The 23,310-nt window shown below is 67.3% G+C and carries 23 protein-coding genes; 20 read left to right on the forward strand and 3 right to left on the reverse strand.

Annotated features, from left to right (window positions below; all coding sequences use genetic code 11):
* Positions 1 to 101 precede the first annotated feature (101 nt).
* From ACYX7E_RS05255 to fdxA, 7 genes are all read left to right on the forward strand, one after another.
* Positions 102 to 566, forward strand: a complete 465-nt coding sequence (locus ACYX7E_RS05255; RefSeq protein WP_462079520.1) for a CopL family metal-binding regulatory protein — start codon at positions 102 to 104, stop codon at positions 564 to 566.
* A gap of 141 nt (positions 567 to 707) precedes the next feature.
* Positions 708 to 2,534 (forward strand): copper resistance system multicopper oxidase, encoded by a 1,827-nt coding sequence (locus ACYX7E_RS05260; protein ID WP_462079521.1) that lies wholly within the window; start codon positions 708 to 710, stop codon positions 2,532 to 2,534.
* Positions 2,535 to 2,542: 8 nt separating this feature from the next.
* Positions 2,543 to 3,712 (forward strand): copper resistance protein B, encoded by a 1,170-nt coding sequence (locus ACYX7E_RS05265; RefSeq protein WP_462079863.1) that lies wholly within the window; start codon positions 2,543 to 2,545, stop codon positions 3,710 to 3,712.
* 204 nt (positions 3,713 to 3,916) lie between these two features.
* Positions 3,917 to 4,312, forward strand: a complete 396-nt coding sequence (gene copC, locus ACYX7E_RS05270; RefSeq protein ID WP_462079522.1) for a copper homeostasis periplasmic binding protein CopC — start codon at positions 3,917 to 3,919, stop codon at positions 4,310 to 4,312.
* 43 nt (positions 4,313 to 4,355) lie between these two features.
* Positions 4,356 to 5,387 (forward strand): copper homeostasis membrane protein CopD, encoded by a 1,032-nt coding sequence (copD, locus tag ACYX7E_RS05275; protein WP_462079523.1) that lies wholly within the window; start codon positions 4,356 to 4,358, stop codon positions 5,385 to 5,387.
* A gap of 72 nt (positions 5,388 to 5,459) precedes the next feature.
* Positions 5,460 to 6,044: a DUF411 domain-containing protein gene (locus ACYX7E_RS05280; protein ID WP_462079524.1), complete on the forward strand. Its 585-nt coding sequence runs from the start codon at positions 5,460 to 5,462 to the stop codon at positions 6,042 to 6,044.
* 159 nt (positions 6,045 to 6,203) lie between these two features.
* The gene (gene fdxA, locus ACYX7E_RS05285) at positions 6,204 to 6,527 is read left to right on the forward strand and encodes a ferredoxin FdxA (protein WP_462079525.1); all 324 of its coding nucleotides are present in this window, start codon (positions 6,204 to 6,206) and stop codon (positions 6,525 to 6,527) included.
* Between the two features lie 148 nt (positions 6,528 to 6,675).
* On the opposite strand, the gene ACYX7E_RS05290 is transcribed toward fdxA, so the two are convergent.
* Complete coding sequence (locus ACYX7E_RS05290; protein WP_462079526.1) at positions 6,676 to 7,200, reverse strand: hypothetical protein; 525 nt, start codon at positions 7,198 to 7,200, stop codon at positions 6,676 to 6,678.
* 27 nt (positions 7,201 to 7,227) lie between these two features.
* Positions 7,228 to 8,133, reverse strand: a complete 906-nt coding sequence (gene dapA / locus ACYX7E_RS05295; protein ID WP_462079527.1) for a 4-hydroxy-tetrahydrodipicolinate synthase — start codon at positions 8,131 to 8,133, stop codon at positions 7,228 to 7,230.
* 264 nt (positions 8,134 to 8,397) lie between these two features.
* Here dapA and ACYX7E_RS05300 point away from each other — a divergent pair, with 264 nt between their 5' ends.
* From ACYX7E_RS05300 to ACYX7E_RS05330, 7 genes are all read left to right on the forward strand, one after another.
* A complete protein-coding gene (locus ACYX7E_RS05300; RefSeq protein WP_462079528.1) occupies positions 8,398 to 8,976 on the forward strand; it encodes a glycine cleavage system transcriptional repressor in 579 nt (192 codons plus the stop codon).
* Between the two features lie 168 nt (positions 8,977 to 9,144).
* Entirely contained in the window at positions 9,145 to 9,618 is a 474-nt protein-coding gene (locus ACYX7E_RS05305; RefSeq protein WP_462079529.1) for a peroxiredoxin, read from the forward strand.
* 226 nt (positions 9,619 to 9,844) lie between these two features.
* Positions 9,845 to 11,245: a PhoH family protein gene (locus tag ACYX7E_RS05310; RefSeq protein WP_462079530.1), complete on the forward strand. Its 1,401-nt coding sequence runs from the start codon at positions 9,845 to 9,847 to the stop codon at positions 11,243 to 11,245.
* A gap of 535 nt (positions 11,246 to 11,780) precedes the next feature.
* On the forward strand, positions 11,781 to 12,038 hold the full coding sequence (locus ACYX7E_RS05315) for a helix-turn-helix domain-containing protein (RefSeq protein WP_462079531.1): 258 nt from the start codon (positions 11,781 to 11,783) through the stop codon (positions 12,036 to 12,038).
* Positions 12,039 to 12,101: 63 nt separating this feature from the next.
* The gene (locus ACYX7E_RS05320) at positions 12,102 to 12,782 is read left to right on the forward strand and encodes a YoaK family protein (RefSeq protein ID WP_462079532.1); all 681 of its coding nucleotides are present in this window, start codon (positions 12,102 to 12,104) and stop codon (positions 12,780 to 12,782) included.
* Between the two features lie 68 nt (positions 12,783 to 12,850).
* Positions 12,851 to 13,666 (forward strand): bifunctional hydroxymethylpyrimidine kinase/phosphomethylpyrimidine kinase, encoded by an 816-nt coding sequence (thiD, locus tag ACYX7E_RS05325; RefSeq protein ID WP_462079533.1) that lies wholly within the window; start codon positions 12,851 to 12,853, stop codon positions 13,664 to 13,666.
* 7 nt (positions 13,667 to 13,673) lie between these two features.
* A complete protein-coding gene (locus ACYX7E_RS05330) occupies positions 13,674 to 14,582 on the forward strand; it encodes an alpha/beta hydrolase family protein (RefSeq protein WP_462079534.1) in 909 nt (302 codons plus the stop codon).
* Positions 14,583 to 14,734: 152 nt separating this feature from the next.
* Here ACYX7E_RS05330 and galE read toward each other — a convergent pair whose 3' ends face one another.
* On the reverse strand, positions 14,735 to 15,751 hold the full coding sequence (gene galE, locus ACYX7E_RS05335) for a UDP-glucose 4-epimerase GalE (protein ID WP_462079535.1): 1,017 nt from the start codon (positions 15,749 to 15,751) through the stop codon (positions 14,735 to 14,737).
* 249 nt (positions 15,752 to 16,000) lie between these two features.
* On the opposite strand from galE, the gene ACYX7E_RS05340 reads away from it, so the two are divergent.
* The 6 genes from ACYX7E_RS05340 to ACYX7E_RS05365 all read left to right on the forward strand — a co-directional run bounded on the left by ACYX7E_RS05340 (position 16,001) and on the right by ACYX7E_RS05365 (position 23,156).
* Positions 16,001 to 17,290 carry a nucleotide sugar dehydrogenase gene (locus ACYX7E_RS05340; protein ID WP_462079536.1) on the forward strand — a complete coding sequence of 430 codons (1,290 nt, stop codon included), beginning with the start codon at positions 16,001 to 16,003 and terminating at the stop codon, positions 17,288 to 17,290.
* Between the two features lie 148 nt (positions 17,291 to 17,438).
* Positions 17,439 to 18,446, forward strand: a complete 1,008-nt coding sequence (locus ACYX7E_RS05345) for an NAD-dependent epimerase (protein ID WP_462079537.1) — start codon at positions 17,439 to 17,441, stop codon at positions 18,444 to 18,446.
* A 382-nt stretch (positions 18,447 to 18,828) separates the two neighbouring features.
* Complete coding sequence (locus tag ACYX7E_RS05350) at positions 18,829 to 19,452, forward strand: XrtA/PEP-CTERM system exopolysaccharide export protein (protein WP_462079538.1); 624 nt, start codon at positions 18,829 to 18,831, stop codon at positions 19,450 to 19,452.
* Positions 19,452 to 21,044, forward strand: a complete 1,593-nt coding sequence (locus tag ACYX7E_RS05355) for an XrtA system polysaccharide chain length determinant (RefSeq protein WP_462079539.1) — start codon at positions 19,452 to 19,454, stop codon at positions 21,042 to 21,044. The genes ACYX7E_RS05350 and ACYX7E_RS05355 overlap by 1 nt, the downstream gene beginning before the upstream one ends.
* Before the next feature lie 37 nt (positions 21,045 to 21,081).
* Complete coding sequence (locus ACYX7E_RS05360; RefSeq protein ID WP_462079540.1) at positions 21,082 to 21,816, forward strand: P-loop NTPase family protein; 735 nt, start codon at positions 21,082 to 21,084, stop codon at positions 21,814 to 21,816.
* A 35-nt stretch (positions 21,817 to 21,851) separates the two neighbouring features.
* Positions 21,852 to 23,156 (forward strand): hypothetical protein, encoded by a 1,305-nt coding sequence (locus tag ACYX7E_RS05365; protein WP_462079541.1) that lies wholly within the window; start codon positions 21,852 to 21,854, stop codon positions 23,154 to 23,156.
* Positions 23,157 to 23,310 lie beyond the last annotated feature (154 nt).

Genomic DNA, 23,310 nt, shown 5'->3' on the forward strand with positions numbered 1-23,310 from the left:
GCCGGAACGCCCACCGCGCAGGCCAGCCCGCCCGCGCGGCCGTATAGCTCGTATAGCTTCCGTACAAGACAAGGGCCCACGTCGGCGATATCCTGCACGCCGTGCACCGCACCCACGCTCCCCAGGCCGCATCCCTCCTGCGCAAGCTGCTGCAGCTGCTGCTGTGCGCCAGCGTGCTGCTCAATGGCGTAACGGCAGCGACGGCATCGGTACGCGTCGCGGCGATGGCCCTTGAGGTCCCCGCTGCCATCGCGAGCACCGCCGCGGCCGCCGCCGATCCCGACTGCCATGACGCTGCGGCGACCAGCGGCCATCAGGCCGGCATGGGCATGACGCATGCCGCGATGGCTGCCTCCGGCCTGCCGGCCGCCGATGTCCACAGCGGCCATGACGAACAGGAATGCCTGCAGTTCTGCATGGACATCTGCATGCAGCACTGCACTGCCCTGTTCGGCGGCCATGCCTTGCCGCCTTCCCTGCTGGCCGAAGCCGCACCGCTGGTGTCGCTCGACACCGGCCTGCAGTCGCTGCCGCGCCTGCCTCCGATCCGACCGCCCATCGCCTGACGTCACGACGGCCCGCGTGCGCCCCGTTGCGCCCGCACGACCGTCCCGTTCCCTGAACACGTGAGCCCGCGCTTCGACGCGTGCACCACGATGACCTTGTGATGGCGCAACCGGCCCCGGCCGATTGCGGAGGAAAATCCAATGACACACGATCCATCCCGGCCTGCGCCCTGGGCGCAGACGCCGCTGTCCCGCCGCCGCTTTGTCCAGGGCATGGCACTGGGCGGACTCGCGCTCGGCACCACCGGTTGGCACCTGCCGGCCGCCGCCAGCGATTCCCGCAGCGGACCGCAGGTGCTGCGCGGCACCGAGTTCGACCTGTCGATCGGCAGCTCACCGGTCAACTTCACCGGCCGCACGCGGCCCGCGATCACCGTCAACAACAGCCTGCCCGCACCGATCCTGCGCATGCGCGAGGGCGATACCGTGACGCTGCGCGTCGCCAATCGCCTGCGCGATGCGATGACCTCGATCCACTGGCACGGCATCATCCTGCCGGCCAACATGGATGGCGTGCCCGGCCTGAGCTTCGACGGCATCCGTCCGGGCGAGACCTTCCAGTACCGCTTCCAGTTGAAGCAATCCGGCACCTACTGGTACCACAGCCATTCGATGTTCCAGGAGCAGGCCGGGCTGTATGGCGCGCTGATCGTCGATCCGCTGTCGCCACTGCCCTACCACTTCGACCGCGAGCACGTGGTGCTGCTGTCGGACTGGACCGACCTCGATCCGGGCAAGCTGTTCCGTCGCATGAAGAAGCTGTCGGAGTACGACAACTACTACAAGCCGACCGTCGGCGATTTCGTCCGCGATGTCCGCCGCGACGGCCTGTCGGCAACGCTGGCCGACCGCAAGGCCTGGGGCCAGATGCGGATGACGCCGACCGACATCTCCGACATCAACGCGCACACCTACACCTACCTGATGAACGGCACGACGCCGGCAGGCAACTGGACCGGCCTGTTCCGCAGCGGCGAGAAGGTGCTGCTGCGCTTCATCAACGGCTCGGCAATGACCTATTTCGATGTCCGCATCCCGGGGCTGAAGATGACCGTGGTCGCCGCCGATGGCCTGCCGATCCATCCGGTCTCGGTCGATGAATTCCGGATCGCGGTCGCGGAGACCTTCGACGTCATTGTCGAACCCAGCGGCCAGGATGCGTTCACCGTGTTCGCCCAGGACATGGGCCGCACCGGACACGCCTGCGGCACGCTTGCCGTGCGCGAAGGCCTGCGCGCGCCGGTGCCGGCGCTGGATCCGCGTCCCTTGCTGACGATGGACGACATGGGACATGGCGGCCATGCCGGCCATGGCGCCGCCGCGTCCGCGACGGCGGTAGCCTCGGCCAACGACCACAGCGCTCATGCCGCACCCGCCGCACCCGCGGCGATGGACCATTCGGCGCATGCCGGCCATGGCGGTGCGCAGGGCAGCGCGATGCAGACACACCCGGCCAGCGAAACCCGCAATCCGCTGATCGACATGCAGACCATGTCGCCGACGCCACGTCTGTCGGACCCGGGCATCGGCCTGCGCGACAACGGACGCAAGGTGCTGACCTATGCCGACATGAAGAGCATCGCGCCCGACGAGGATGGCCGCGACCCCAGCCGCACCGTCGAACTGCACCTGACCGGGCACATGGAGAAATTCGCGTGGTCGTTCGACGGTATTCCGTTCGCGAGCGCCGAACCCTTCCGCATGAACTATGGCGAGCGCATGCGGATCGTGCTGGTCAACGACACGATGATGCAGCACCCCATCCACCTGCATGGCATGTGGAGCGACATCGAGGACGAACAGGGCGACTTCATGGTGCGCAAGCACACCGTCGACATGCCGCCAGGCAGCCGGCGCAGCTTCCGCGTCCGCGCCGACGCGCTGGGCCGATGGGCCTGGCACTGCCACCTGCTGTACCACATGGAAGCGGGCATGATGCGCGAAGTGCGCGTGGAGGAACGGGCATGACGCTCAGGATCAACGCACGACCGATCAACGCACTGGTGCTGGCGCTGTCGTTCGCGCTGGCGCATCCCGCGCTGGCGCAGTCGCCCCCCGCATCCACCGCCCCCTCCACGACAAGCTCGTGCACGCCCGAGCATGCCGCGATGGGCCATTGCACGCTGCCTGCACCGGCACCCGCAGCACCGGCCGCGTCCAGCTGCACGCCCGAGCACGCCGCCATGGGCCATTGCACGCTGCCAGCACCGGCACCCGCAGCACCGGCCGCGTCCAGCTGCACGCCCGAGCACGCCGCCATGGGACATTGCACGCTGCCGACACCGGCACCTGCAGCACCAGCCGCGTCCAGTTGCACGCCCGAGCACGCCGCCATGGGACATTGCAGCCTGCCTGCAACCGCGCCTGCAGCCGCCTGCCCGCCGGAACACGCGGCGATGGGTCATTGCACGCCTGCGGCCAATGCGCCAACCGAGCCGTTGACGCCGATCCCGGTGCCGAGCGATGCCGATCGCGCAGCCGCGTTTCCCGAGATCGGCCACCACGCGATGGAACATGCGCCGGCGGTCAATTCGATGGTGCTGTTCGATCGCCTCGAGGCCTGGGATGCCGACAACAGCACTGGCCAGGCCTGGGAAGCCAGCGCATGGATCGGTGGCGACATCCATCGGTTGTGGCTGCGCAGCGAAGGCGAGCGCGACGGCGGGCGCACCGAGTCCTCGGATCTCGAAGTCCTGTACGGCCGCAGCATCACGCCGTGGTGGGATGTCGTCGTCGGCGGTAAGCAGGAGTTCCGTCCCGGCGCACGCAGCTGGGCGGCGTTCGGCGTACAGGGCCTTGCGCCTTATCTGTTCGAGGTCTCGGCGACGGCCTATGTCGGCAGTGGCGGCCAGGTGCAGGCCACCGTCGAGGCCGAGTACGAACTGCTGCTGACCAACCGGCTCATCCTGCAACCGCTGGTCGAGGCCACGGCCTCGCTGAAGGACGAACCCGGGGAACAGACCGGCAGCGGTCTCAACAAGGTCGAAACCGGGCTGCGCCTACGCTACGAGTTCAGCCGACGGTTCGCGCCCTATGTCGGTGTCGTGCACGAACGCAGTTTCGGGCAGACCGCGCGTTACCTGGAAGCTGCCGGCGGACATGCACGCGACACCCGCATCGTCGCCGGCGTGCGCATCTGGTTTTGAAGCACCGCACTGAAGCACTGCACTGAAGCACTGCACTGATCCGTTGCACTGATCCGCCGCAGCGATCTGTCGTTCCGATCCATCGCCACAACGCTGTCCCGCGTCATCGCCAGCCCCTGCCTGCGGCCCAACTGCCGCAGGCAACGGCCAGCCAACCCAACGTTCCTTCCCACTCAATGCAACACCCACACAGACAGGACTCCCATGAACACTTCACGTTCCGCTTCCCGCATCACCACCCTGCTGAAGGCCCTGACGCTGTCGACCGCACTGCTCGTCAGTGGCGGCGTATTCGCGCACGCCCACCTGGTCTCGGCCACCCCGGCCGCCGACAGCCACGTGCCCAGCGCCGACCGCATCGAGCTGACCTTCAACGAAGCCCTGACGCCGCGCGCATCGCGGGTCACGCTGAGCAAGGTCAATGCCGACAAGTCGCTGACCCCGGTCGAGCACCTGAAGATCGAACTGGCCGGCGACAACAAGGTCCTGCGCGCAACGCCGTCGCACAAGCTCGCGCCCGGCAGCTACAAGGTCGAATGGCGTGCGGTGGGCGGCGACAACCACCCGATGACCGGCGACTACCAGTTCATGATCCACTGAGGCAGCCCGGACCGATCCCCTTCCCTCCAAGCCACGCCCTGACATGAGCGATGCCGGCATGAGCGACCTTGCGCTATACCTGCTGCGACTGCTGCAGTACCTGTCGCTGATGCTGCTGTTCGGCCTGCCACTGCTGCAGTGGCAGGCCGATCGCACGATGCACCGGACGCCATCGGGGGCATCGTGGTTCGCGGCCCGTCCCCTGCAGTCCTGCTGGCTGCCGGCATGGCTGGGCATCGCGGTGGTGATGCAGTGCCTGGATGCGCCACTGAAAACGATGCGCATCCTCGGCCTGTCGTGGTCCGAACTCGATGCCGACGCGTTCGGTTGGTATCTGCTGGAAACACCGGCAGGCCTGGCCTGGATCGTCCGCACCGCCCTGCTGCTCGCCATCGCCGGCCTGCTGTGGTCACCGGCGCGACGGCATGCGCTCGGCAGCCGGCTCGGCAGCCGGCTGGTCGGCCTGCTGGCGGGCGCCGCGCTGATGACCCTGCTGTGGAACGGTCATGCCGCAGCCAGCGAAGGCACCGCCAGCGCGCTGCGACTGACCATCGGCGGGCTGCACCTGTTGGCCGCGGCTGCCTGGCTCGGCGCGATCGCGGGTTTCCTGCAACTCCTGGCGCACGACGGGCTGCGGCGCGGCGACGTCGGCGCGCTGAGCCGGCTGCACGTGTTGCTGCATACGTTCTCGGGGACCGGCACCTGGCTGGTCCTGATCCTGCTGGCGACGGGCCTGCCGCACTACGCCTGGATCATGCAATGGCAATGGTCGCCATCGCAGATGCTCGCCACGCCATATGGCCGCTGGATGCTGGTCAAGCTGCTGCTGTTCGCCGGCATGCTGGTGCTGGCGGCCCTGCATCGCTGGGTCCTGGTACCGCGGCTGCAGCGCGCGCGCGACATCGCAGCGGGCGTGCAGGCAGTAGGCATGCAGGCAACGGGCATGCAGGCAAAAGAGCCCCAGGCTGATGATGCCGTGGTCGCGCTGCGTCGCAGCCTGCGCCTGGAAGCCTGCGCGGCGTTGCTGGTGGTCACCGCGGTCGCGGTGCTCGGCACGATGAGTCCGCATGGCTGATCCGGCGACGCCCGCGACGACATGTCGTTTCCCTCCCTGTCCTTTTCAACACCCCTTCTTCCGGAGTTCCCGATGAAACGCCATACCCTGCCCGTCGTCGTCGCCTGCGTCGCACTGCCCTGGCTGCTGGCGTCCTGCACCGTGGCCGATTCCGCCAACGGCCCGCAGCCGGCGGCCGACAGCGCGACCACCGACGCGGTCGCACCGGCATCGACGACAGCGCGCGCACCGGGCCCGTCGGCCGTGCCGCATTCGCCGGTGCAGCCCGGCGCGCTGCCCCTGATGACCGTCAGCAAGCATCCCAGCTGCGGCTGCTGTGGCGTCTGGATCGAACACATGCAGGCGGCCGGCTTCAAGGTGGCGGTCAACGACGTCGAAGACCTGGGACCGATCAAGCAGGCGGCCGGCGTGCCCTATGCGATGGGCTCATGCCATACCGCGCAGGTCGACGGTTACTTCATCGAAGGCCATGTGCCGGCATCCGATGTGCTGCGGCTGCTTGCTGAACGACCCGACGCCAAGGGCCTGACCGTGCCGGGCATGCCGATGGGCTCACCGGGCATGGAGCACCCCGACGGCATCGTGCAGCCGTATACGGTGACCCTGGTACGCAAGGACGGCAGCACGCAGGCGTTCAGCCAGTATCCGCAACCCTGACGCCGGAGCCCCCTTTGCGGGCCAGCGTTCCGGGAGCCTTGATCCGCACCGCGAGGCATGGCCGCGGCGCATGCGAAGGATTCCCGATGGGAATCGCTCGCATCACTTAGGCCGGCATTGTTCTAAAATTCGCGCCGACTCCCACGATTCCCGATTGCCATGCCCTTCGTTGTCACCGAGAACTGCATCAAGTGCAAGTACACCGATTGTGTCGAGGTGTGCCCGGTCGACTGTTTCCATGAAGGCCCGAACTTCCTGGTGATCGATCCCGACGAGTGCATCGACTGCACGCTGTGCGAGCCCGAGTGCCCGATCAACGCGATCTACCCCGAGGATGACGTCCCCGCCGGCCAGGAAGGCTATGTGGCGTTGAATGCCGAGCTGGCGAAATCCTGGCCGGTCATCACGACCCGCAAGGAGCCGTTGCCGGACGCCGGCGAGTGGGATGGCAAGCCGGACAAACTGCCGCTGCTGCAGCGCTGAGCCCCTTCCGGGGGCTGTCCAGGCATCGGCTGCCCCCAGGCGCCCCCACCACACATCGCAGGCCACAACGAAAACGGGCGCCCAGGGCGCCCGTTTCGTCATCCGCGCCCGCGCCATCCAGGCGCAGGCGGGGACAGGTGGCCTCGATTCAGGGAACCAGCGCCGTCTTCAGGGCCGCGACCAGGCGCTGCGGGGCTTCACCGGCGGCCGGCTGGCCACGCGGATCGACCGCCGACACGTAGGCGCCGTTGTCGACGCGGGTCACCCGCACCAGGAACTTGGTATCGCCGTAGTCGACGTCGTAGGTACCCAGGATCTGCGCGCGGTTGACCACGGTCAGGCCCTGCGTGGCCGCCAGGGCTTCGCCGACCTTGTTGAACACCTCGTCGCGGTCGCCCGGCACCGCGAATCCGTTCGGCGAGGCCGAGGCCTGCGTCTGCTGTGCCTGGACGTCCGAGCGGGTCACCGATGCCGGCGTGGCCTCGGGCATCTGCATCGCGCCATCGGTACGCGGACGGTCGAGGTCCGGCGGCACTTCCAGCGGGCGGTTCTCGGGGCTCTGCGCATACAGCTCGCTGCCCTTGCGGAACCATTTGCAGCCGGAGGTGCCCATCACCGCCACCAGCAACACAGCGACGGCGATCGAACGGGACAAAGTCTGGGGATGACGCATGGACGGCTTACTCCTGCAGTGATGAGGTCATGCCGCGAGGGTTTCGCGACAGGATCGTTCGAGCTCATCGACATTGTGTTCGATGCGGCTCGCAAGGGGGTGGTGGAGATCGGACAGCGCGATCAGCGGCAGGCGCAGGCCGTGTCCGATGCCGAGCCGGGCAAGGATCGCCTTGACCGGGATCGGGTTGGGTTCGATGCAGGCGAACTCGCAGATCGCCTGCAAACGGGCGTTCCAGGCCTCGGCAGCGACGCGGTCGTCGGCCAGCGCGAGGTCGCAGAGCCGGCGCAGGGCACGCGGCACGAGGTTGGAGATCACCGAGACCACGCCATCGGCGCCGGCCAGCATCGCCCGGGCGCAGGTTGCGTCGTCGCCACTGAGCACCGCGAAGGCATGGCCGCGCAACGCCAGCAGGTCCTGCATGCGCGCAGGATCGTCGAGCGCTTCCTTGATGCCGACGATGCGGGCATGCCGGGCCAGCCGCGCAACGGTGGTCGGCAGCAGGTCGCAGGCGCTGCGCGACGGCACGTTATAGAGCACCACCGGCAATGCGCCGTCGTCGGCAATGGCGGTGAAATGCGCCAGCAGGCCGTCCTGGGTCGGACGCACGTAGGCCGGGGTCACCACCAGGGCGGCATCGGCGCCAAGTGCCGCGGCCCGGCGGGTCTGTTCGATGGTCTTGGCAGTATTCATCTGGCCGGTACCGGCAATGACCGGGATCCGGCCTGCGCAGCATTCGACCGCCGAACGCAGGATGGTGTCGTATTCACCCCCATACAGCGACGCCGCTTCCCCGGTCGAACCGGCGACGACCACGGCCTGGGTCCCGGCATCCAGTTGCGCCTGCAACAGCCGCTGCCACGCGCTGAGATCAAGCTCGCCACTGGCGGTGAACGGCGTCGCCAGCGCGGTGATGCTGCCGGAAAGTCGCAAAGGTCGGGCCCTGTCAGGATCGAACGGGAGTTGGGAAAGTGAACGGATGGAGCAAACGGGGGAATCTTGGCGAGATTTTGGAGAGCACGAAAACACGCGCGCAGTCGCCGCGTTCACGGAGACTTGCATGTTACTTGCGGCCACAAAGCAGGGGCAAGTATGCTGACCGCGGCTCCGGACCTCCATCCGGGTGCCATTCATCCCCTGCCTCACTCGCAGTGACCCCTCCCAGTTCCACCCAGACTTATCGCTGCGGACGCCGCCTTGACCGATCGAGATACCGCGCCAGATGCCGCTGCCAGGCCTGCGCCGAACGAGAATTTCCTGCTGATCAACGCCTACACGACGCATCCGGCCTCGCCGCTGCTGGCCGTGTCCCGGCGTATTTCCGACAGTGGCTGCAATCTCGTCGACACCCGCCTGTCCACGGTCGGCCGTGACGTCTCGGTGACCGCGCTGGCGACAGGCTCGTGGGACTCGGTGGCCAAGCTCGAGGCGATGTTGACCCGGCTGGAACGCGAGGAAGACCTGAAGCTGATCTGGTACCGGACCGGTCCCAAGCCGATCCAGTCCAACCTGCTGCCGTACATTGTCGAAGTGGTGGCCGCCGACAAGCCGGGCATCCTGTTCCAGCTCGCCGATTTCTTCGACCGCCAGGGCATCACCATCGAAAGCCTGCATTGCTCCCGCTACCGGGCGATGCAGACCGGCGCCGACATGTTCTCGGCCCAGGTCACCATCGGCGTCCCCGCCGACATGCACATCGCCGCGCTGCGCGACGACTTCCTCGAGTTCTGCGACCACCTGAACCTCGACGCGATCATGGATCCGATGAAGTTCTGATGCGGCGCACCGCCTGTCGATGCCGCCTGGGACACGGGAGCGTCCGTTCGGACGCAGCAGTCACAAAAACCGTCGCCAACGCTTGAACAAAATACCGGCCCAGGCGCTATGCTGCGCATGCAGACCTTCTGATGCGTGGAGCGAAAGCCCGTCAATGATCAATAGCCCATGATCGACATTGGTGACGCGGTCCCCAAGGCACTCCCGCTGGCCATGTCCGGCGGCGCAAGCGGCACACTGTCCGACCACGCCGGCCGCTGGCTGGTGTTGTATTTCTATCCCAAGGACGCCACGCCCGGCTGCACGACCGAAGGCCTGGACTTCAATGCCCTGTTGCCGAAGTTCAAGCGCCTGCAGGCCGACGTACTCGGCGTCTCGCGCGATTCGATCCGGTCGCACGACAACTTCTGCGCCAAGCAGGGATTCAAGTTCCCGCTGGTCAGCGATCCCGACGAAACGCTGTGCCAGGCGTTCGGCGTGATCAAGGAAAAGCAGCTCTATGGCCGCAAGTACATCGGCATCGAGCGCAGCACGTTCCTGATCGACCCCCAGGGCCGGCTCGCGCATGCCTGGCGCGGCGTCAAGGTTCCCGGCCATGCCCAGTCCGTGCTCGACACCCTGAAGGCAGCCGCCTCCCAGTGACCCCGACGTTCCGACACGTCGTCGCCCGCCCTGCTCCGCAGGCCGCGACGGCGTGCCGTTGCGCGCCATCCGCACGGGTGTCCACGGGCATCGCCATGCGGGCAGACACCGCGTGCACACGCCACGTCGCAGCGTGCGCACGTCCCTTTCCCGACCACAGCCCCGCGTCGCGTTCGCGCTCCAACTCCTCTCCATCCACTCCAGGCCAGCAGGCACCCCACTGATGATGACCAAAGGCAAGCGCATCTACGTGCTGGATACCAACGTGCTGATGCACGATCCGACTGCGCTGTTCAAGTTCGAGGAACACGATGTCTACCTGCCGATGCAGGTTATCGAGGAACTCGACAACGGCAAGAAGGGCACTACCGAAGCGAGTCGCAATGCGCGGCAGGTCAGTCGCTTCATCAACGAGCTGATCGAAGCCCAGGGCACCGACAAGATCGCCTCCGGACTGTTGCTGTCGCGCCCCAACGGCCTGCAACTGCGTGGCGCGCAGAGCATCGGACACCTGCGTTTCCAGACCACGGTGCCCAAGGAAGACAAGACCTCGTTCGGCGCGGTCGCGCCCGACAACCGCATCCTCGGCGCGATTCTCGCACTGCGCCACGACGAGCCGGACCTGCCGGTGGTGTTCGTGTCGAAGGACATCAACCTGCGGATCAAGGCGGCGATCGCCAGCATTCCCAGCGAGGACTACGAGAACGACCGCGCGCTCGACGATTTCAGCCTGTTGTACACCGGCGCCACGGCGCTGCCGGAAGACTTCTGGTCGGGCCATGGCACCGACCTGAAATCGTGGACGGACAAGGGCCGCACGTATTACGAAGTCGCGCATGCCGAAACCGACGACTGGTATCCCAACCAGTACCTGTACCTGCCGGGCGACGATGAGTCCGAGTTCCGCGTCGCCAAGGTCGAAGGCGACAAGGCGACCTTGCAGATCGTCGACGATTTCCGCAGCAGCCAGCACGCGGTCTGGGGCATCCTGGCGCGCAATCGCGAACAGAACTTCGCGCTCAATGCCCTGATGGATCCGGAGATCGACTTCGTGACCCTGCTCGGCACCGCCGGTACCGGCAAGACCTTGCTCGCGCTGGCCGCGGGCCTGGCACAGACGATGGACCAGCAGCGTTATCGCGAGATCATCATGACGCGCGCGACGGTCAGCGTCGGCGAGGACATCGGCTTCCTGCCCGGCACCGAGGAGGAAAAGATGACGCCGTGGATGGGGGCGCTGACCGACAACCTCGAAGTGCTGACGCACAACCAGGAAGGCGGCAGCTGGGGGCGCGCGGCGACCAACGACCTGCTGGCCAGCCGGATCAAGATCCGCTCGCTGAACTTCATGCGCGGTCGCACGTTCCTGTCGCGCTACCTGATCCTCGACGAGGCGCAGAACCTGACGCCCAAGCAGATGAAGACCCTGATCACGCGTGCCGGACCCGGCACCAAGATCGTCTGCCTGGGCAACGTCGAGCAGATCGATACGCCGTACCTGACCGAGACCACCTCCGGCCTGACCTACGCCGTCGACCGCTTCAAGCACTGGCCGCACAGCGCGCACGTGACCCTGCGTCGCGGCGAGCGTTCCAGGCTGGCCGACTACGCCTCGGAAGTGCTGTAGGGCGGGTCCAGACCCACCGGCGCCGACGCAGCCTTGCTGGATGCGCCTGCTGCGGACTGGCACGTGTGACCCGCGGGTCCTTCGACCCGCAAACCGCGACCCGCTGTCCTGGACAGCGGGTCGTATCTTTTGGGGCGGGGGCGATTGAGCAGGATTGATTGAGCGGGATCGCGCGTGCGTTGCCCCCCAAGATGCCCGGCGCGTAGGACGGGTCTCGACCCGCGCAACCTCCGACCGACCGATCCATCCCTCAATCCATCCACGTATGCGTCGCTAAGTGCATGTATCCAGGCCAAGTCGCGCACGCCCGCCGCCACAAAGACATACCAATGCCGACACGCGACCGGGCCAACCCATCACCGCTCACGACTCAATGCTTACCGCTTACCGCTCACGCCTCCTTGCTCATGGCCCGTTGCTCTCAACCCAAATTGATGTTTAAAACATCAATATAAACATCTAGAACTTGCACCTCGCTCTGCCCCGGGTAATATCCGGGCTTCTACCCACGCCCCTGCAACGCAGCCACCGCCCGATGATCTCCGCCACCCAATTGCGCGCCGCGCGCGCCCTGCTTGGTATCGACCAGCGCCAGCTGGCCGCGCTGTCCGGCGTGTCGCTGCCCACGATCCAGCGCATGGAGGCCAGCCAGGGCGACACCGTGCGCGGGGTGGTCGGGACGCTGACGCGGATCGTCGCGGCGCTGGAGGTCGCGGGCATCGAACTGATTGGTAATGGCCAGCCCAGCCAGGGCCGCGGTCGCGGGGTGCGCCTGAAGGAACCGGCGTCATGAGGGACGACCTCGTCACGCGTTTGCTCCCGTGCCGCCCGGCTGCGGTCAAGGCGAGCTGAGCCGGTGGGCATGCGGCTGCCACGCTGGGTCTGGGTCGGTGCGGTCGCGCTGGCCTGCATCGCCGGCATGGTCAACGTCATCGGCTACCTGGGTTTCGAGCACCAGGCGGTCAGCCACCTGACCGGCACCACCAGCCTGCTCGCCGCGGCGCTGGTCGAAGGCGACTGGCGCGCGGTCGGGCACCTGTGGGGCATGCTGATCGCGTTCTGCCTCGGCGCGATGCTGAGCGGCATGATCATCCAGGACAGCGCGCTGAAGCTGGGGCGTCGCTATGGCGTGACGCTGGCGCTGGAAGCGGTGCTGCTGGTCGCGGCCACCTGCCTGTTCAAGCAGCAGCAGATCTGGGGTGCGCTGCTGGCGGCAACGGCCTGCGGGCTGCAGAACGCGATGGTGACGACCTACAGCGGTGCGGCCGTGCGCACCACCCACCTCAGCGGCATGTTCACCGACCTCGGCATCGGCCTCGGTCACCTGCTGCGCGGCCTGCCCCTGCCGATGCGCCGGCTGACGCTGAGCACCCTGATCATCAGCGGCTTCCTCGGTGGCGGCATGCTGGGGGCACTGCTGTTCCGCCACCTGCAATACGACGCGCTGCTGGCGCCCGCCGCACTGACCGGCATCGTCGGCGTGGGTTACGTGGCGTACCGGCAATGGCGACCCGTACCGGCCACTGGCGCCGGTTGAGCCTGTCGAGACGCGGAGTGGCCGCGTATCGGCGAAGCTCTTCGCCGGGCTGATGGCACAATGCACGCATGTCGACTTCTTCCGTTGTTTCCGCGCTGACCATCGCCGGTTCCGATTCCGGTGGCGGTGCCGGTATCCAGGCCGATCTGAAGACCTTCGCCGCGTTCGGCGTGCACGGGCTGTCGGCAATCGCCGCGCTGACCGCGCAGCACACCCGCGGCGTCACCGCCGTGCATGTCCCGCCGCTGGACTTCCTGCGGGCACAGATCGATGCCTGCTTCGATGACTTTCGCATCGGTGCGGTCAAGCTGGGCATGCTCGCCAATGCCGGGGTCATCCATGCCGTCGCCGATGCGCTGGAGCGCTACCGCCCCCGCCACGTCATCCTCGACCCGGTGATGGTCGCGACCTCCGGCGCCAAGCTGCTCGCCGACGATGCGCTGGATGCGATGCGCACCCGCCTGCTGCCACTGTCGACGCTGCTGACGCCGAACATCCCCGAAGCCGAACTGCTGCTCGGTACGACGATCGCATCCGCCACCGATGCCGATGCCGCGATCGACGCCCTGCGTGCGCTGGGCGCGCAGGCGGTGCTGCTCAAGGGCGGCCATCTCGACGAAGGCGACGAGGTCGTGGACCGTTATGCCGACGATGCGATGACGTTGCGTTTCGTGCACGACCGCCTGCAGGTCGACGGCCATGGCACCGGCTGTACGCTCGCCTCGGCGATCGCCGCCGCACTGTGCAAGGGCCTGACCCTGCACGAGGCCGTCGATGTCGCCACCGACTACATCAACGCCGCACTGCTGACCGGTTACCACCCCGGTCGCGGCGACGTGCTGGTGCTTGGCCACCTGCAGGCTTTGCAGCACGAGGATGCGTGACGTCGGCATGAGCGACGCCAGTGCCGCCAGCGTCGAGATCGAAGCCCGCGCCGTCGAAGCCCGCGTGCTCGACGTCGTCGCCGACGACGGCCATCGTTATCAGCTGATCGCACGCATCCCGGCCACGCCGACGCGCAGTTTGCTGTGGCTGCCCGCACTGGGCACCGCGGCACGCCATTACATCGCGTTCGCCGAGGCGCTGGCCGCGCGCGGCATCGCAGTGTTCGTCCACGAATGGCGCGGCAACGGCGCCAGCCAGCTGCGCGCGGATCGCCAGCACGACTGGGGCTATCGCGAACTGCTGGACCTCGACATCCCGGCCAGCGCGCGCAGTGCGTGCCTCGCCTTGGCCGAAGCGCGGGGCGCCACCGGCGCGACCCTGGACATCATCGGCGGGCACAGCCTCGGCGGTCAGCTCGCATGCTGCCATCTGGCGCGGCAATCGGCATCGTCCGGCCAACGCGCGCAGGCGCTGTGGCTGGTCGCCAGCGGCGCACCATACTGGCGTGCGTTCCCGCCGCCGCACCGCTACTGGCTGCCGTTCGCATATCGCTTCCTGCCGTGGCTGGCCCGGCGCCGAGGCGCCCTGCCCGGCCGCAGCATCGGGTTTGGCGGCACCGAGGCCCGCAGCCTGATCCGCGACTGGGCAGGCACCGCGCTCAGCGGCCGCTACGCCGCGCAAGGGCTGGGCGACTTGGAAGCCGGCCTGGCCGGGATCGATGCCGACGTCCGCGCGGTCCTGCTCAGCCAGGACTGGCTGGCCCCCGAGGGCTCACTGCGCTTCCTGCTGTCCAAGTTGCCCCGCGCCACATCGCGGACGACGACGCTGGACGCCGCCGGACTGCAGGCACGGCCGGACCACTACGCATGGATGAAATCGCCCGACGCGGTGGCCGACCGCTTGTGCGCGCCGTGAGTGGGCGACGCCGATCGCTTTGATCGGTCGCGCTGATCGGCACCGGCTGATCACTGCATGCGGATCGATGTGACGGGATGCCGCGCCGTCGTCGATACTTGACGGAGGCGCCCCGGTTCGCACCCTTGACGGCGCCTGCGGAGCGCGGCGGGTCAGGCGTCGGCGAAACCGTTGGGGTTGCCGGACTGCCAGCGCCAGGCATCGCGGCACATGGCATCGACATCCAGTTCGGCCTGCCAGCCCAGCAGTTCGCGCGCACGCGCCGGATCGGCATAGACCGCGGCGACGTCACCCGCACGGCGCGGCGCGATGCGGTACTTCACCGGCCGGCCCGAGGCGCGTTCGAATGCCTGTGCCAGTTGCAGCACGCTGACGCCCTGCCCGGTCCCGAGGTTGACGGTCAGGCTGCGGTCCTCGCGCACCAGGTAGTCGATCGCGTCGGCATGCGCGCGTGCAAGATCCATGACGTGGATGTAGTCGCGCACGCCGGTGCCGTCGACGGTCGGCCAGTCGCCGCCGAAGATCGCGAGTTCCTCGCGTCGCCCGACCGCCACCTGGCAGATGTAGGGCATCAGGTTGTTGGGGATGCCGCCTGGATCCTCGCCGATCAGGCCCGACGGATGCGCACCGACCGGATTGAAATAGCGCAGTACCGCGGCGCGGAAGCCCGGGTCGTTGGCGACCAGGTCCTCGATCAGCTGCTCCATGACCAGCTTGGTGCGGCCATACGGGTTGGTCACGCGCAGAGGCGCGTCCTCGTCGACCGGAATGCGGTCGGGATCGCCATAGACGGTCGCCGACGAGCTGAAGACCAGCCGGTGGACGCCGGCGGACTTCATCGCCTGCAGCAGGTTGATCGTGCCGGAGATGTTGTTGTCGAAATAGTCCAGCGGACGCTCGCAGGATTCGCCGACGGCCTTGAGCGCGGCGAAATGGATCACCGCGTCGAAGCTGTCGCCGGCCAGCAACGCATCGGTCGCGGCGCGATCACGCAGGTCGACCTCGCGCACGTCCAGCGACTGCCCGGTGATCTCCTTCAGCCGCTCGAACACCTTGGGCGAACTGTTGGAATAGTTGTCGGCCACGACCAGGGAGTGCCCACGCCCGGCCAGCACCACGCAGGTGTGGCTCCCGATGTATCCCGCCCCGCCGCAGACCAGAATCCTCATCGCGCGTCCCTTGCTTCGTATCCGGTGTCCCGTGTCCGGGCATTATCCATCAACGCCGGCCACCCCGGCGTGCCGCCCGCGCAGACGGGGCCACGGCACGGGCGGCCGTCCGGTTCCCGCCCGCAATCGCGTTTAGCGAGCAGTGCCATCGCTTCCGCATGGCCGGCGGCATCCGCCGACACGGCTTGTCCTGCCCGCGATGCCGCTTAGACTTGTCCCCTTCCGCCGCCCTGCCTGCCTGGACCCAAGATGACCGCACCGTTGCCCGCCGCTGACGACATCCGTATCGCCGTGATCGGCCTGGGCTACGTGGGGTTGCCGCTGGCGGCCGCGTTCGGCCGCAAGTTCGACACCCTGGGTTTCGACATCGACAGCAAGCGCATCGGCGAGCTGCGCCAGCGCGAGGACAAGACGCTGGAGATGACGGCCGAGGAACTGCAGACCTCGGACCGGCTCGACTTCTCCGACGATCCGGCGGACCTCAAGCGCTGCAACGTCTTCATCGTCACCGTGCCGACGCCGATCGACGACTACAAGCGCCCCGATCTGCGGCCGCTGGAGTCGGCCAGCCGCACCGTCGGCCGTGCGCTGCAGCGCGGCGGCGTGGTGGTCTATGAATCCACCGTCTACCCTGGCGCGACCGAGGAAGTCTGCATTCCGATCATCGAGCGCGAGTCCGGGCTGGCCTTCAATGCCGATTTCCATGCCGGCTACAGCCCCGAGCGCATCAACCCGGGCGACAAGCAGCACCGGCTCGAGACCATTCTCAAGGTCACCTCGGGCTCGACCCCGGCGGCCGCGGACTTCGTCGACGCGCTGTACGCCAGCGTCATCACCGCAGGCACGCACAAGGCCTCGAGCATCCGCGTCGCCGAGGCCGCCAAGGTCATCGAGAACACCCAGCGCGACGTCAACATCGCACTGATCAACGAGCTGGCGCTGATCTTCCACCGCTTGGGCATCGACACCAACGAGGTGCTCGAGGCCGCCGGCACGAAGTGGAACTTCCTGCCGTTCCGGCCGGGCCTGGTCGGTGGCCACTGCATCGGCGTGGACCCGTACTACCTGACCCACAAGGCGCAGGAGATCGGCTACCACCCCGAGGTGATCCTGGCCGGCCGCCGGATCAACGACAGCATGGGCGGGCACGTCGCCCAGCGCGTGGTCAAGCTGATGCAGCAGCGCAGCCTGCAGACCGCCGGTGCGAAGGTGCTGATCCTGGGCCTGGCGTTCAAGGAGAACTGCCCGGACCTGCGCAACACCCGCGTTACCGACATCATCGCCGAGCTCAAGACCTACAACGTCGACGTCGCGGTCCACGATCCGTGGGTCTCGCCGGCCCAGGCCGAAGAGGAATACGGCCTGCACCTGGTCGCGGAGCCGGCCGCCGGCGACTACGACGCGGTGATCCTGGCCGTCGCGCACCGCCAGTTCATCGAGCTCGGCCCGCAGCGGATCCGCGGCTTCGGCAAGCCCGGCGCGGTGGTATTCGACGTCAAGCGCGCGTTGCCGCGCGACAGTATCGACGATTGCCTGTGAGCTGAGTCACCGACGCCCGACCCGACCCCTTGAATCCAGGCCCCTGCCTCCGGCAAGGGGCCACCCAGGCCGCAGCACCGGAGCGCCCGCCGCTCCTGCCCCGCGCAACCGCGCCGGCCTTCCACCACCCGCACAGGATGTCCCCAGCATGCGAATTCTCGTCACCGGCGCCGCCGGATTCATCGGTTCCAAACTCAGCGAGCGCCTGCTGGCCCGCGGCGACGAGGTGCTGGGCTACGACAACCTCAACGACTACTACGACCCCCGCCTCAAGCAGGCGCGACTGGCGCGGCTGACCCCGCTGCCGGGCTTCCAGTTCACCCAGGCCTCGCTCGAGGACCGCGCGGCGCTGGACCAGGCCTTCGCCCGGTTCAAGCCCGAGCGCGTGGTCAACCTGGCGGCCCAGGCCGGCGTGCGCTATTCGCTGGAGAACCCGCAGGCCTACATCGACAGCAACATCGTCGGCTTCATGAACATCCTCGAAGGCTGCCGCCACAACGGCGTCGAAAACCTGGTCTATGCCTCGTCGAGCTCGGTCTACGGCGCCAACCGCAAGCTGCCCTTCGCGGTCGAGGACAGCGTCGACCACCCGGTCAGCATGTACGCGGCGACCAAGAAGGCCAACGAGTTGATGGCGCATACCTACAGCCACCTGTTCGGCCTGCCGACCACCGGCCTGCGCTTCTTCACGGTCTACGGCCCCTGGGGCCGCCCGGACATGGCGCTGTTCCTGTTCACCCGCAAGATCCTGGCCGGCGAGCCGATCGACGTGTTCAACCACGGCCGCCATACGCGCGATTTCACCTACATCGACGACATCGTCGAAGGCGTGATCAGGACCTTGGACACCATCCCCGGCCACGACCCCGACTACGACCCGATGCAGCCCAACCCGGCCAGCTCCAGCGCGCCGTACCGGGTCTACAACATCGGCAACCACCAGCCGGTCGAACTGCTGCGCTACATCGAGGTGCTCGAGGATTGCCTGGGCCGCAAGGCCGAGCGCAACCTGCTGCCGCTGCAGCCGGGCGACGTCCCCGATACCTATGCCGACGTGCGCGCCCTGCAACGCGATACCGGCTATTCACCGTCCACGCCGATCGAAACGGGCGTCCGCCGGTTCGTCGACTGGTACCGGGAGTTCTATAAGGCCTGAGAACCCATTCAATATCTTGCTGCGCGTGCCATCTGGCGCGCGTGCGGTGCTCGGAATACTCATGTACCTGCACGTACACTGCGCTTTCTGCGCTCCACCACACGCCAGTTGGCTGCGCTCGCGACAGATCATGAACAGTTCCGGGTACCCCCTGCGCGACCGCAAACGCCGTCGCAGGCCCGGTCCTTGCATGCCGTCCACCCGGACGGCCTGCGCGCCCATCGCGGCATGAAGTCGCCGCATGAACACGACATCCCGTCGCGCAAGCGCCTATCATCGCGTCCATGCGGCCGGGAACCGCACACAGGCCTGTCCGCATCCGAGCTGTTTGCGCGTTCTTGTCTGCATCGAATCTGAAATAACGAACACCCAGGGGATACCCATGCACACCCTTAAACACCTCATCGTCGGCCTGCTGGCTGCCCTGATGCTCGCCGCCTGCGCTTCCGGCGGCAGCCGCTCGACCACGCCACCGGAACAGACCCAGGCGGCCGTCAAGGATTACCTGATCGGCGTCGACGACCTGGTCCAGGTCACCGTCTGGCGCAACCCGGAACTGGGCATCACCGTACCGGTGCGTCCGGACGGCAAGATCTCGGTCCCGCTGGTCGGCGACGTCACCGCCGGTGGCCGCACCCCGACCGAGGTGGCCAAGGACATCGAGGAAAAGCTCGGTGCGTTCGTGCGTTCGCCGCAGGTCGCGGTGATCCTGACCGACCTGCGCAGCCATGAGTACCTGTCGCGCGTGCGCGTGACCGGTGCCGTGCGCCAGCCGATCTCGATCCCCTATCGCCAGGGCATGACCGTGCTCGACGCGGTGCTCGCCGCCGGCGGCACCACCGAGTTCGCCGCGCCCGACCGTTCGGACCTGTTCCGCAGGAACACCGACGAAACCACGACCACCTATGCGGTGCGCCTCGACAGGATCCTCAACAAGGGCGACCTGTCGACCAACTTCAAGGTCGCCCCCGGCGACGTGATCACAGTGCCGGAGCGCACGTTCTAATGCAGGCAAATGCGCTTCCGGGGCCGCGCGGCCCCGCCTCCCGCTCCAAGGCCCCGGAGCTGTCGCCCAACGAACTCGTCCTGATCCTGCTCAAGGAGGGACGCAAGCGCATCCTGAGCCTGAGCGCGATCTTCTCCGCGATCGCGCTGCTGACACTGCTGATCGGCATGTTCGTGATCCCGCGCAACTACTCGACCTCGGTCACGATCCTGGCCCAAGACAGCGACATCATCCAGCCGCTGCTGGAAGGCCGCGCTGTGACCACCGGCGTCGCCGATCGCGCGGGCATGGCCCGCCAGATCATCTATGGCCGCAAGGTGCTCGAGCAGATCCTGGAAGTGGGTGGCTGGAACAAGGATGCACCGTCGCCGGTCGAGAAGGACCGCCTGATGGAGCAGATCCGCAACCGCACGCTGATCACCGGCCCGCGTCCCGACCTGGTCGAGATCATCTACCGCGACCGCGACCCGGAGCGTACGTTCCGCGTGACCGAAGCGCTGGGCCAGCTGTTCATCACCGAGACCCTGGCGACCAAGGAACGCGAAAGCCGCGAGGCCTACGAGTTCATCGACAAGCAGGTGCAGGAATACCACCGCAAGCTCACCGAAGCCGAGAACAACCTGCAGGACTACCGCTCGCGCAATGCCGACGCGCAGCCCGGCAGCGCGGTCGACGTCAGCGCGCGCATCAGCTCGCTGCGGACGCAGGTCGAACAGGCGCGCATGGCGTTGATGGAGCAGGAATCGCGCGAATCCTCGATCGGCTCGCAGCTGTCGGGCGAATCGGCGGTGACCGCGGTGCAGACCCGCGAAACCTTCTACCGCACCCAGCTGCTGGAACTGCAGGCCGAGCGTGACCGCCTGCTGCTGAGCTTCACGGAACAGCATCCCGACGTCGTGCGCGTCAACCTGCAGATCGAGGACATCCAGCGCAACCTGCAGCAGGAGCAGCGTCGTCGCGAGCAGCAGCCGCGCCAGAACGTGGCGACCAACTCCAACGACGTGCAGATGAACCCGCTGTACCAGGAGCTACGCAGCCAGCAGTCGCAGGCCCGCCGCGAGGCCGCCGCGACCCGTTCGCGCATGGACATCTCGTCGTCGCTGCTCAACGAAGAGCTCGATCGCAGCCGCCGCATCGCCGCATCCGAGAGCGTGCTGGCCGAGCTGACCCGCGATTACGAGGTCAACCGCGAGATCTACCAGGACCTGTTGCGCCGTCGCGAGAATGCGCGCGTGTCGATGGGCCTTGACCAGGAGAACCGCGGCCTGACCCTGCGCGTGCAGGATCCGGCGACGATGCCGCTGCGCCCGTCGGGCCTGCGCTTCATGCATATCGCCGCCGGCGGCATGCTGTTCGCGATCGCGCTGCCGCTGGGCCTGCTGTTCCTGCTGGTGCGCTTCGACCCGCGCATCCGTTCGGCGCAGCTGATCGAACAGCAGGGCCGTTATCCGCTGCTGACCTCGATCCCGGCGTATCCGACGCCGCGCGAGCGTCGTCGCCAGTACACCAACATCGCGGCCAGCATCGCGATGGTCGTCGGCATCTTCGTGGTCTACGGACTGCTGTTTGCCTACCGGATCGTGGCTGCGTGAGCCTGCCATGAGCAACCCTCAATACCCGGAACCGTCCGTGACCTCATCCAACGATCGCCACGCCGTCGTCCCCGCGCCCGACTCTTCGCGCTCGATCACGCGCGGCAGTGACAACCAGGCGCTGACCCCGCGTTCGCTCGAAGAGCGCCGCCTGATCCACCGCAACGATTCGGTGCGCGTGCAGGCAGACGCCTTCCGTGACCTGCGCACGCGCCTGTTGACGCTGGGCGGCAACCAGAACTTCGTGACCCTGATCGTGCCTGTCACGCCCGGCTGCGGCGGCAGCTTCGTCGCCCGCAACCTGGCTGCCGCGTTCGCGTTCGACGAAACCAAGACCTCGTTGCTGGTCGATTGCGACGCGCTGTATCCGTCGCAGCACGCGGCGCTGGGCGTCGAGGCCAATGCCGGCGGCCTGATGGACTACCTGGAAGACAGCGTCGCCGACATCGCCGACATCCAGTACCGCACCGGCATCCCGCGCATGTACCTGATCCCCAGCGGCCATGCGCGCGAGACCACCGGCGAGTACTTCAGCTCGTTGCGCGCGCGCACGATGATCGACTCGCTGCGCAGCAACCATCCCAACCGCTACCTGATCCTCGACAGCCCCTCGGCGCTGAAGTCGCCCGATGCCCGCATCCTGTCCGACCTGGCCGACCTGGTCGTGCTGGTGGCCGGCTACGGCAAGGTGACGCTGGAGAACATCGACAAGGCCGCGGCCAATTTCGACCCGGAAAAACTGGCAGGCGTCGTGTTCAACGACGTGAATTGATGACCGCACCTGCCGTGGTCAAAGGAGTACGCGCAATGAACAGGAACCGGCTCTGCCTCACGGCCCTCAGCGCGGCCCTGCTTGCCTCGATGCATGGCAACGCCCAGGCGGTCCGCATCAACTACGTGCTCGATGCCGGCATCGAGCACGACGACAACGTCCGCGTGGTCGCGATCGACCCGGTCAGCCAAACGATCTTCCGCACCGGCCTGGGCTTCACCGCACGCGAGGAGACCTCGCGCCTGCAGTACCTGGTCACCGGCCGGATGGACTATCGCAATTACGAGGACAGCATCTACTCCGACACCGTCGAAGGCATGCTGACCGGGCGACTGAACTGGACGCTGGTGCCCGAGCGCCTGAGCTTCTTCGTCGAAGACAGCCTGGAGATGCAGTCGATCGACCGATTCGCGCCGGACTCGCCGGAGAACCGCCAGCGGGTCAACGTGTTCTCGGCCGGTCCCAACCTGTTCTTCCGCATGGGCCAGACCGTGCGCGGCCAGGCCGAACTGCGCTACATGAACACCGACGCCGAGGTCACCGAGGATTTCAACTCCGATCGCTTCGGCGTCGCGCTGCGCGCGATCAAGGACCTGGGCCCGGAGAGCAACCTCTCGGCCAACGCGCAGTACCGCGACATCGACTACGACAACGACCTGCTGTCGCGCGACCACAAGCGCTCGGACCTATACCTGCGCCACGAGCGCACGTTGAACCGGTTCAACCTCAACGTCGACGTCGGCTACTCCGACCTCGATTTCGCCGATGGCGACTCGAGTTCAGGACCCTTGTTCCGTGGCCAGCTGGGCTGGAGCCCGAGCGAGCGCAGCGCGTTCACGCTGCTGGCGATCAAGCAATTCTCCGATACCGCCGACAACGCGCTGGCCGAGATCGGCGACGCCGGCAGCGTCCCCGAGAACGTGCTGATCAGCAGCGCGACGGTGACCTCCTCGGTGTACGAGGAAAAGCGCGTCGGCGTGACCTACAACTACACCGGCGCCCGCACCACGTTTGCGATCGAACCGTTCGTGCAGCGCCTGGCTTACCTCGACAACGACGTCTTCGACGAGCGTGGGCGCGGCCTGTTCGCCAACATGACCTATCGCCTGCGCCCGACGCTGTCGCTGTCGGGGTTTGCCTACCTGGAAAACCGCGACTACGTGAACACCGGTGGCGGCTATGACACCCGTCGCTTCACGGTGTCGCTGGAGAAGCAGTTCTCCACACACTGGAGCAGCGCGCTCAGCGTGACCCGCTACGAGCGCAACGGCGACGCCCTGGCCTTCGGCGACGTCAAGCAGAACGTGATCTACCTGCGCGTGGCCTACCGCAACCGCTGATCGGGTCCCCGGCCCTGTCACGCCACGCTGCCGACGCGCCCCCGCCCCTGCGCAGGCCTCCACGATGGATGCCTGCGCGATTGGCGATTGGACAACCCCGCCAGCTCCTGCCCATCGCACCGCGCCGCACTTGCCATCGGGGCGTGCCGTCGAC

It is taken from the genome of Luteimonas sp. RIT-PG2_3, from assembly GCF_054902115.1.

Coding starts and splice junctions, on each gene's coding strand:
- ACYX7E_RS05260 (WP_462079521.1), top strand. CDS start 708: ATGACACACGATCCATCCCGGCCTGCGCCCTGGGCGCAGACGCCGCTG.
- copC (WP_462079522.1), top strand. CDS start 3,917: ATGAACACTTCACGTTCCGCTTCCCGCATCACCACCCTGCTGAAGGCC.
- copD (WP_462079523.1), top strand. CDS start 4,356: ATGAGCGATGCCGGCATGAGCGACCTTGCGCTATACCTGCTGCGACTG.
- ACYX7E_RS05280 (WP_462079524.1), top strand. CDS start 5,460: ATGAAACGCCATACCCTGCCCGTCGTCGTCGCCTGCGTCGCACTGCCC.
- fdxA (WP_462079525.1), top strand. CDS start 6,204: ATGCCCTTCGTTGTCACCGAGAACTGCATCAAGTGCAAGTACACCGAT.
- ACYX7E_RS05290 (WP_462079526.1), bottom strand. CDS start 7,200: ATGCGTCATCCCCAGACTTTGTCCCGTTCGATCGCCGTCGCTGTGTTG.
- ACYX7E_RS05305 (WP_462079529.1), top strand. CDS start 9,145: ATGATCGACATTGGTGACGCGGTCCCCAAGGCACTCCCGCTGGCCATG.
- ACYX7E_RS05310 (WP_462079530.1), top strand. CDS start 9,845: ATGACCAAAGGCAAGCGCATCTACGTGCTGGATACCAACGTGCTGATG.
- ACYX7E_RS05315 (WP_462079531.1), top strand. CDS start 11,781: ATGATCTCCGCCACCCAATTGCGCGCCGCGCGCGCCCTGCTTGGTATC.
- thiD (WP_462079533.1), top strand. CDS start 12,851: ATGTCGACTTCTTCCGTTGTTTCCGCGCTGACCATCGCCGGTTCCGAT.
- ACYX7E_RS05330 (WP_462079534.1), top strand. CDS start 13,674: ATGAGCGACGCCAGTGCCGCCAGCGTCGAGATCGAAGCCCGCGCCGTC.
- galE (WP_462079535.1), bottom strand. CDS start 15,751: ATGAGGATTCTGGTCTGCGGCGGGGCGGGATACATCGGGAGCCACACC.
- ACYX7E_RS05340 (WP_462079536.1), top strand. CDS start 16,001: ATGACCGCACCGTTGCCCGCCGCTGACGACATCCGTATCGCCGTGATC.
- ACYX7E_RS05345 (WP_462079537.1), top strand. CDS start 17,439: ATGCGAATTCTCGTCACCGGCGCCGCCGGATTCATCGGTTCCAAACTC.
- ACYX7E_RS05350 (WP_462079538.1), top strand. CDS start 18,829: ATGCACACCCTTAAACACCTCATCGTCGGCCTGCTGGCTGCCCTGATG.
- ACYX7E_RS05355 (WP_462079539.1), top strand. CDS start 19,452: ATGCAGGCAAATGCGCTTCCGGGGCCGCGCGGCCCCGCCTCCCGCTCC.
- ACYX7E_RS05365 (WP_462079541.1), top strand. CDS start 21,852: ATGAACAGGAACCGGCTCTGCCTCACGGCCCTCAGCGCGGCCCTGCTT.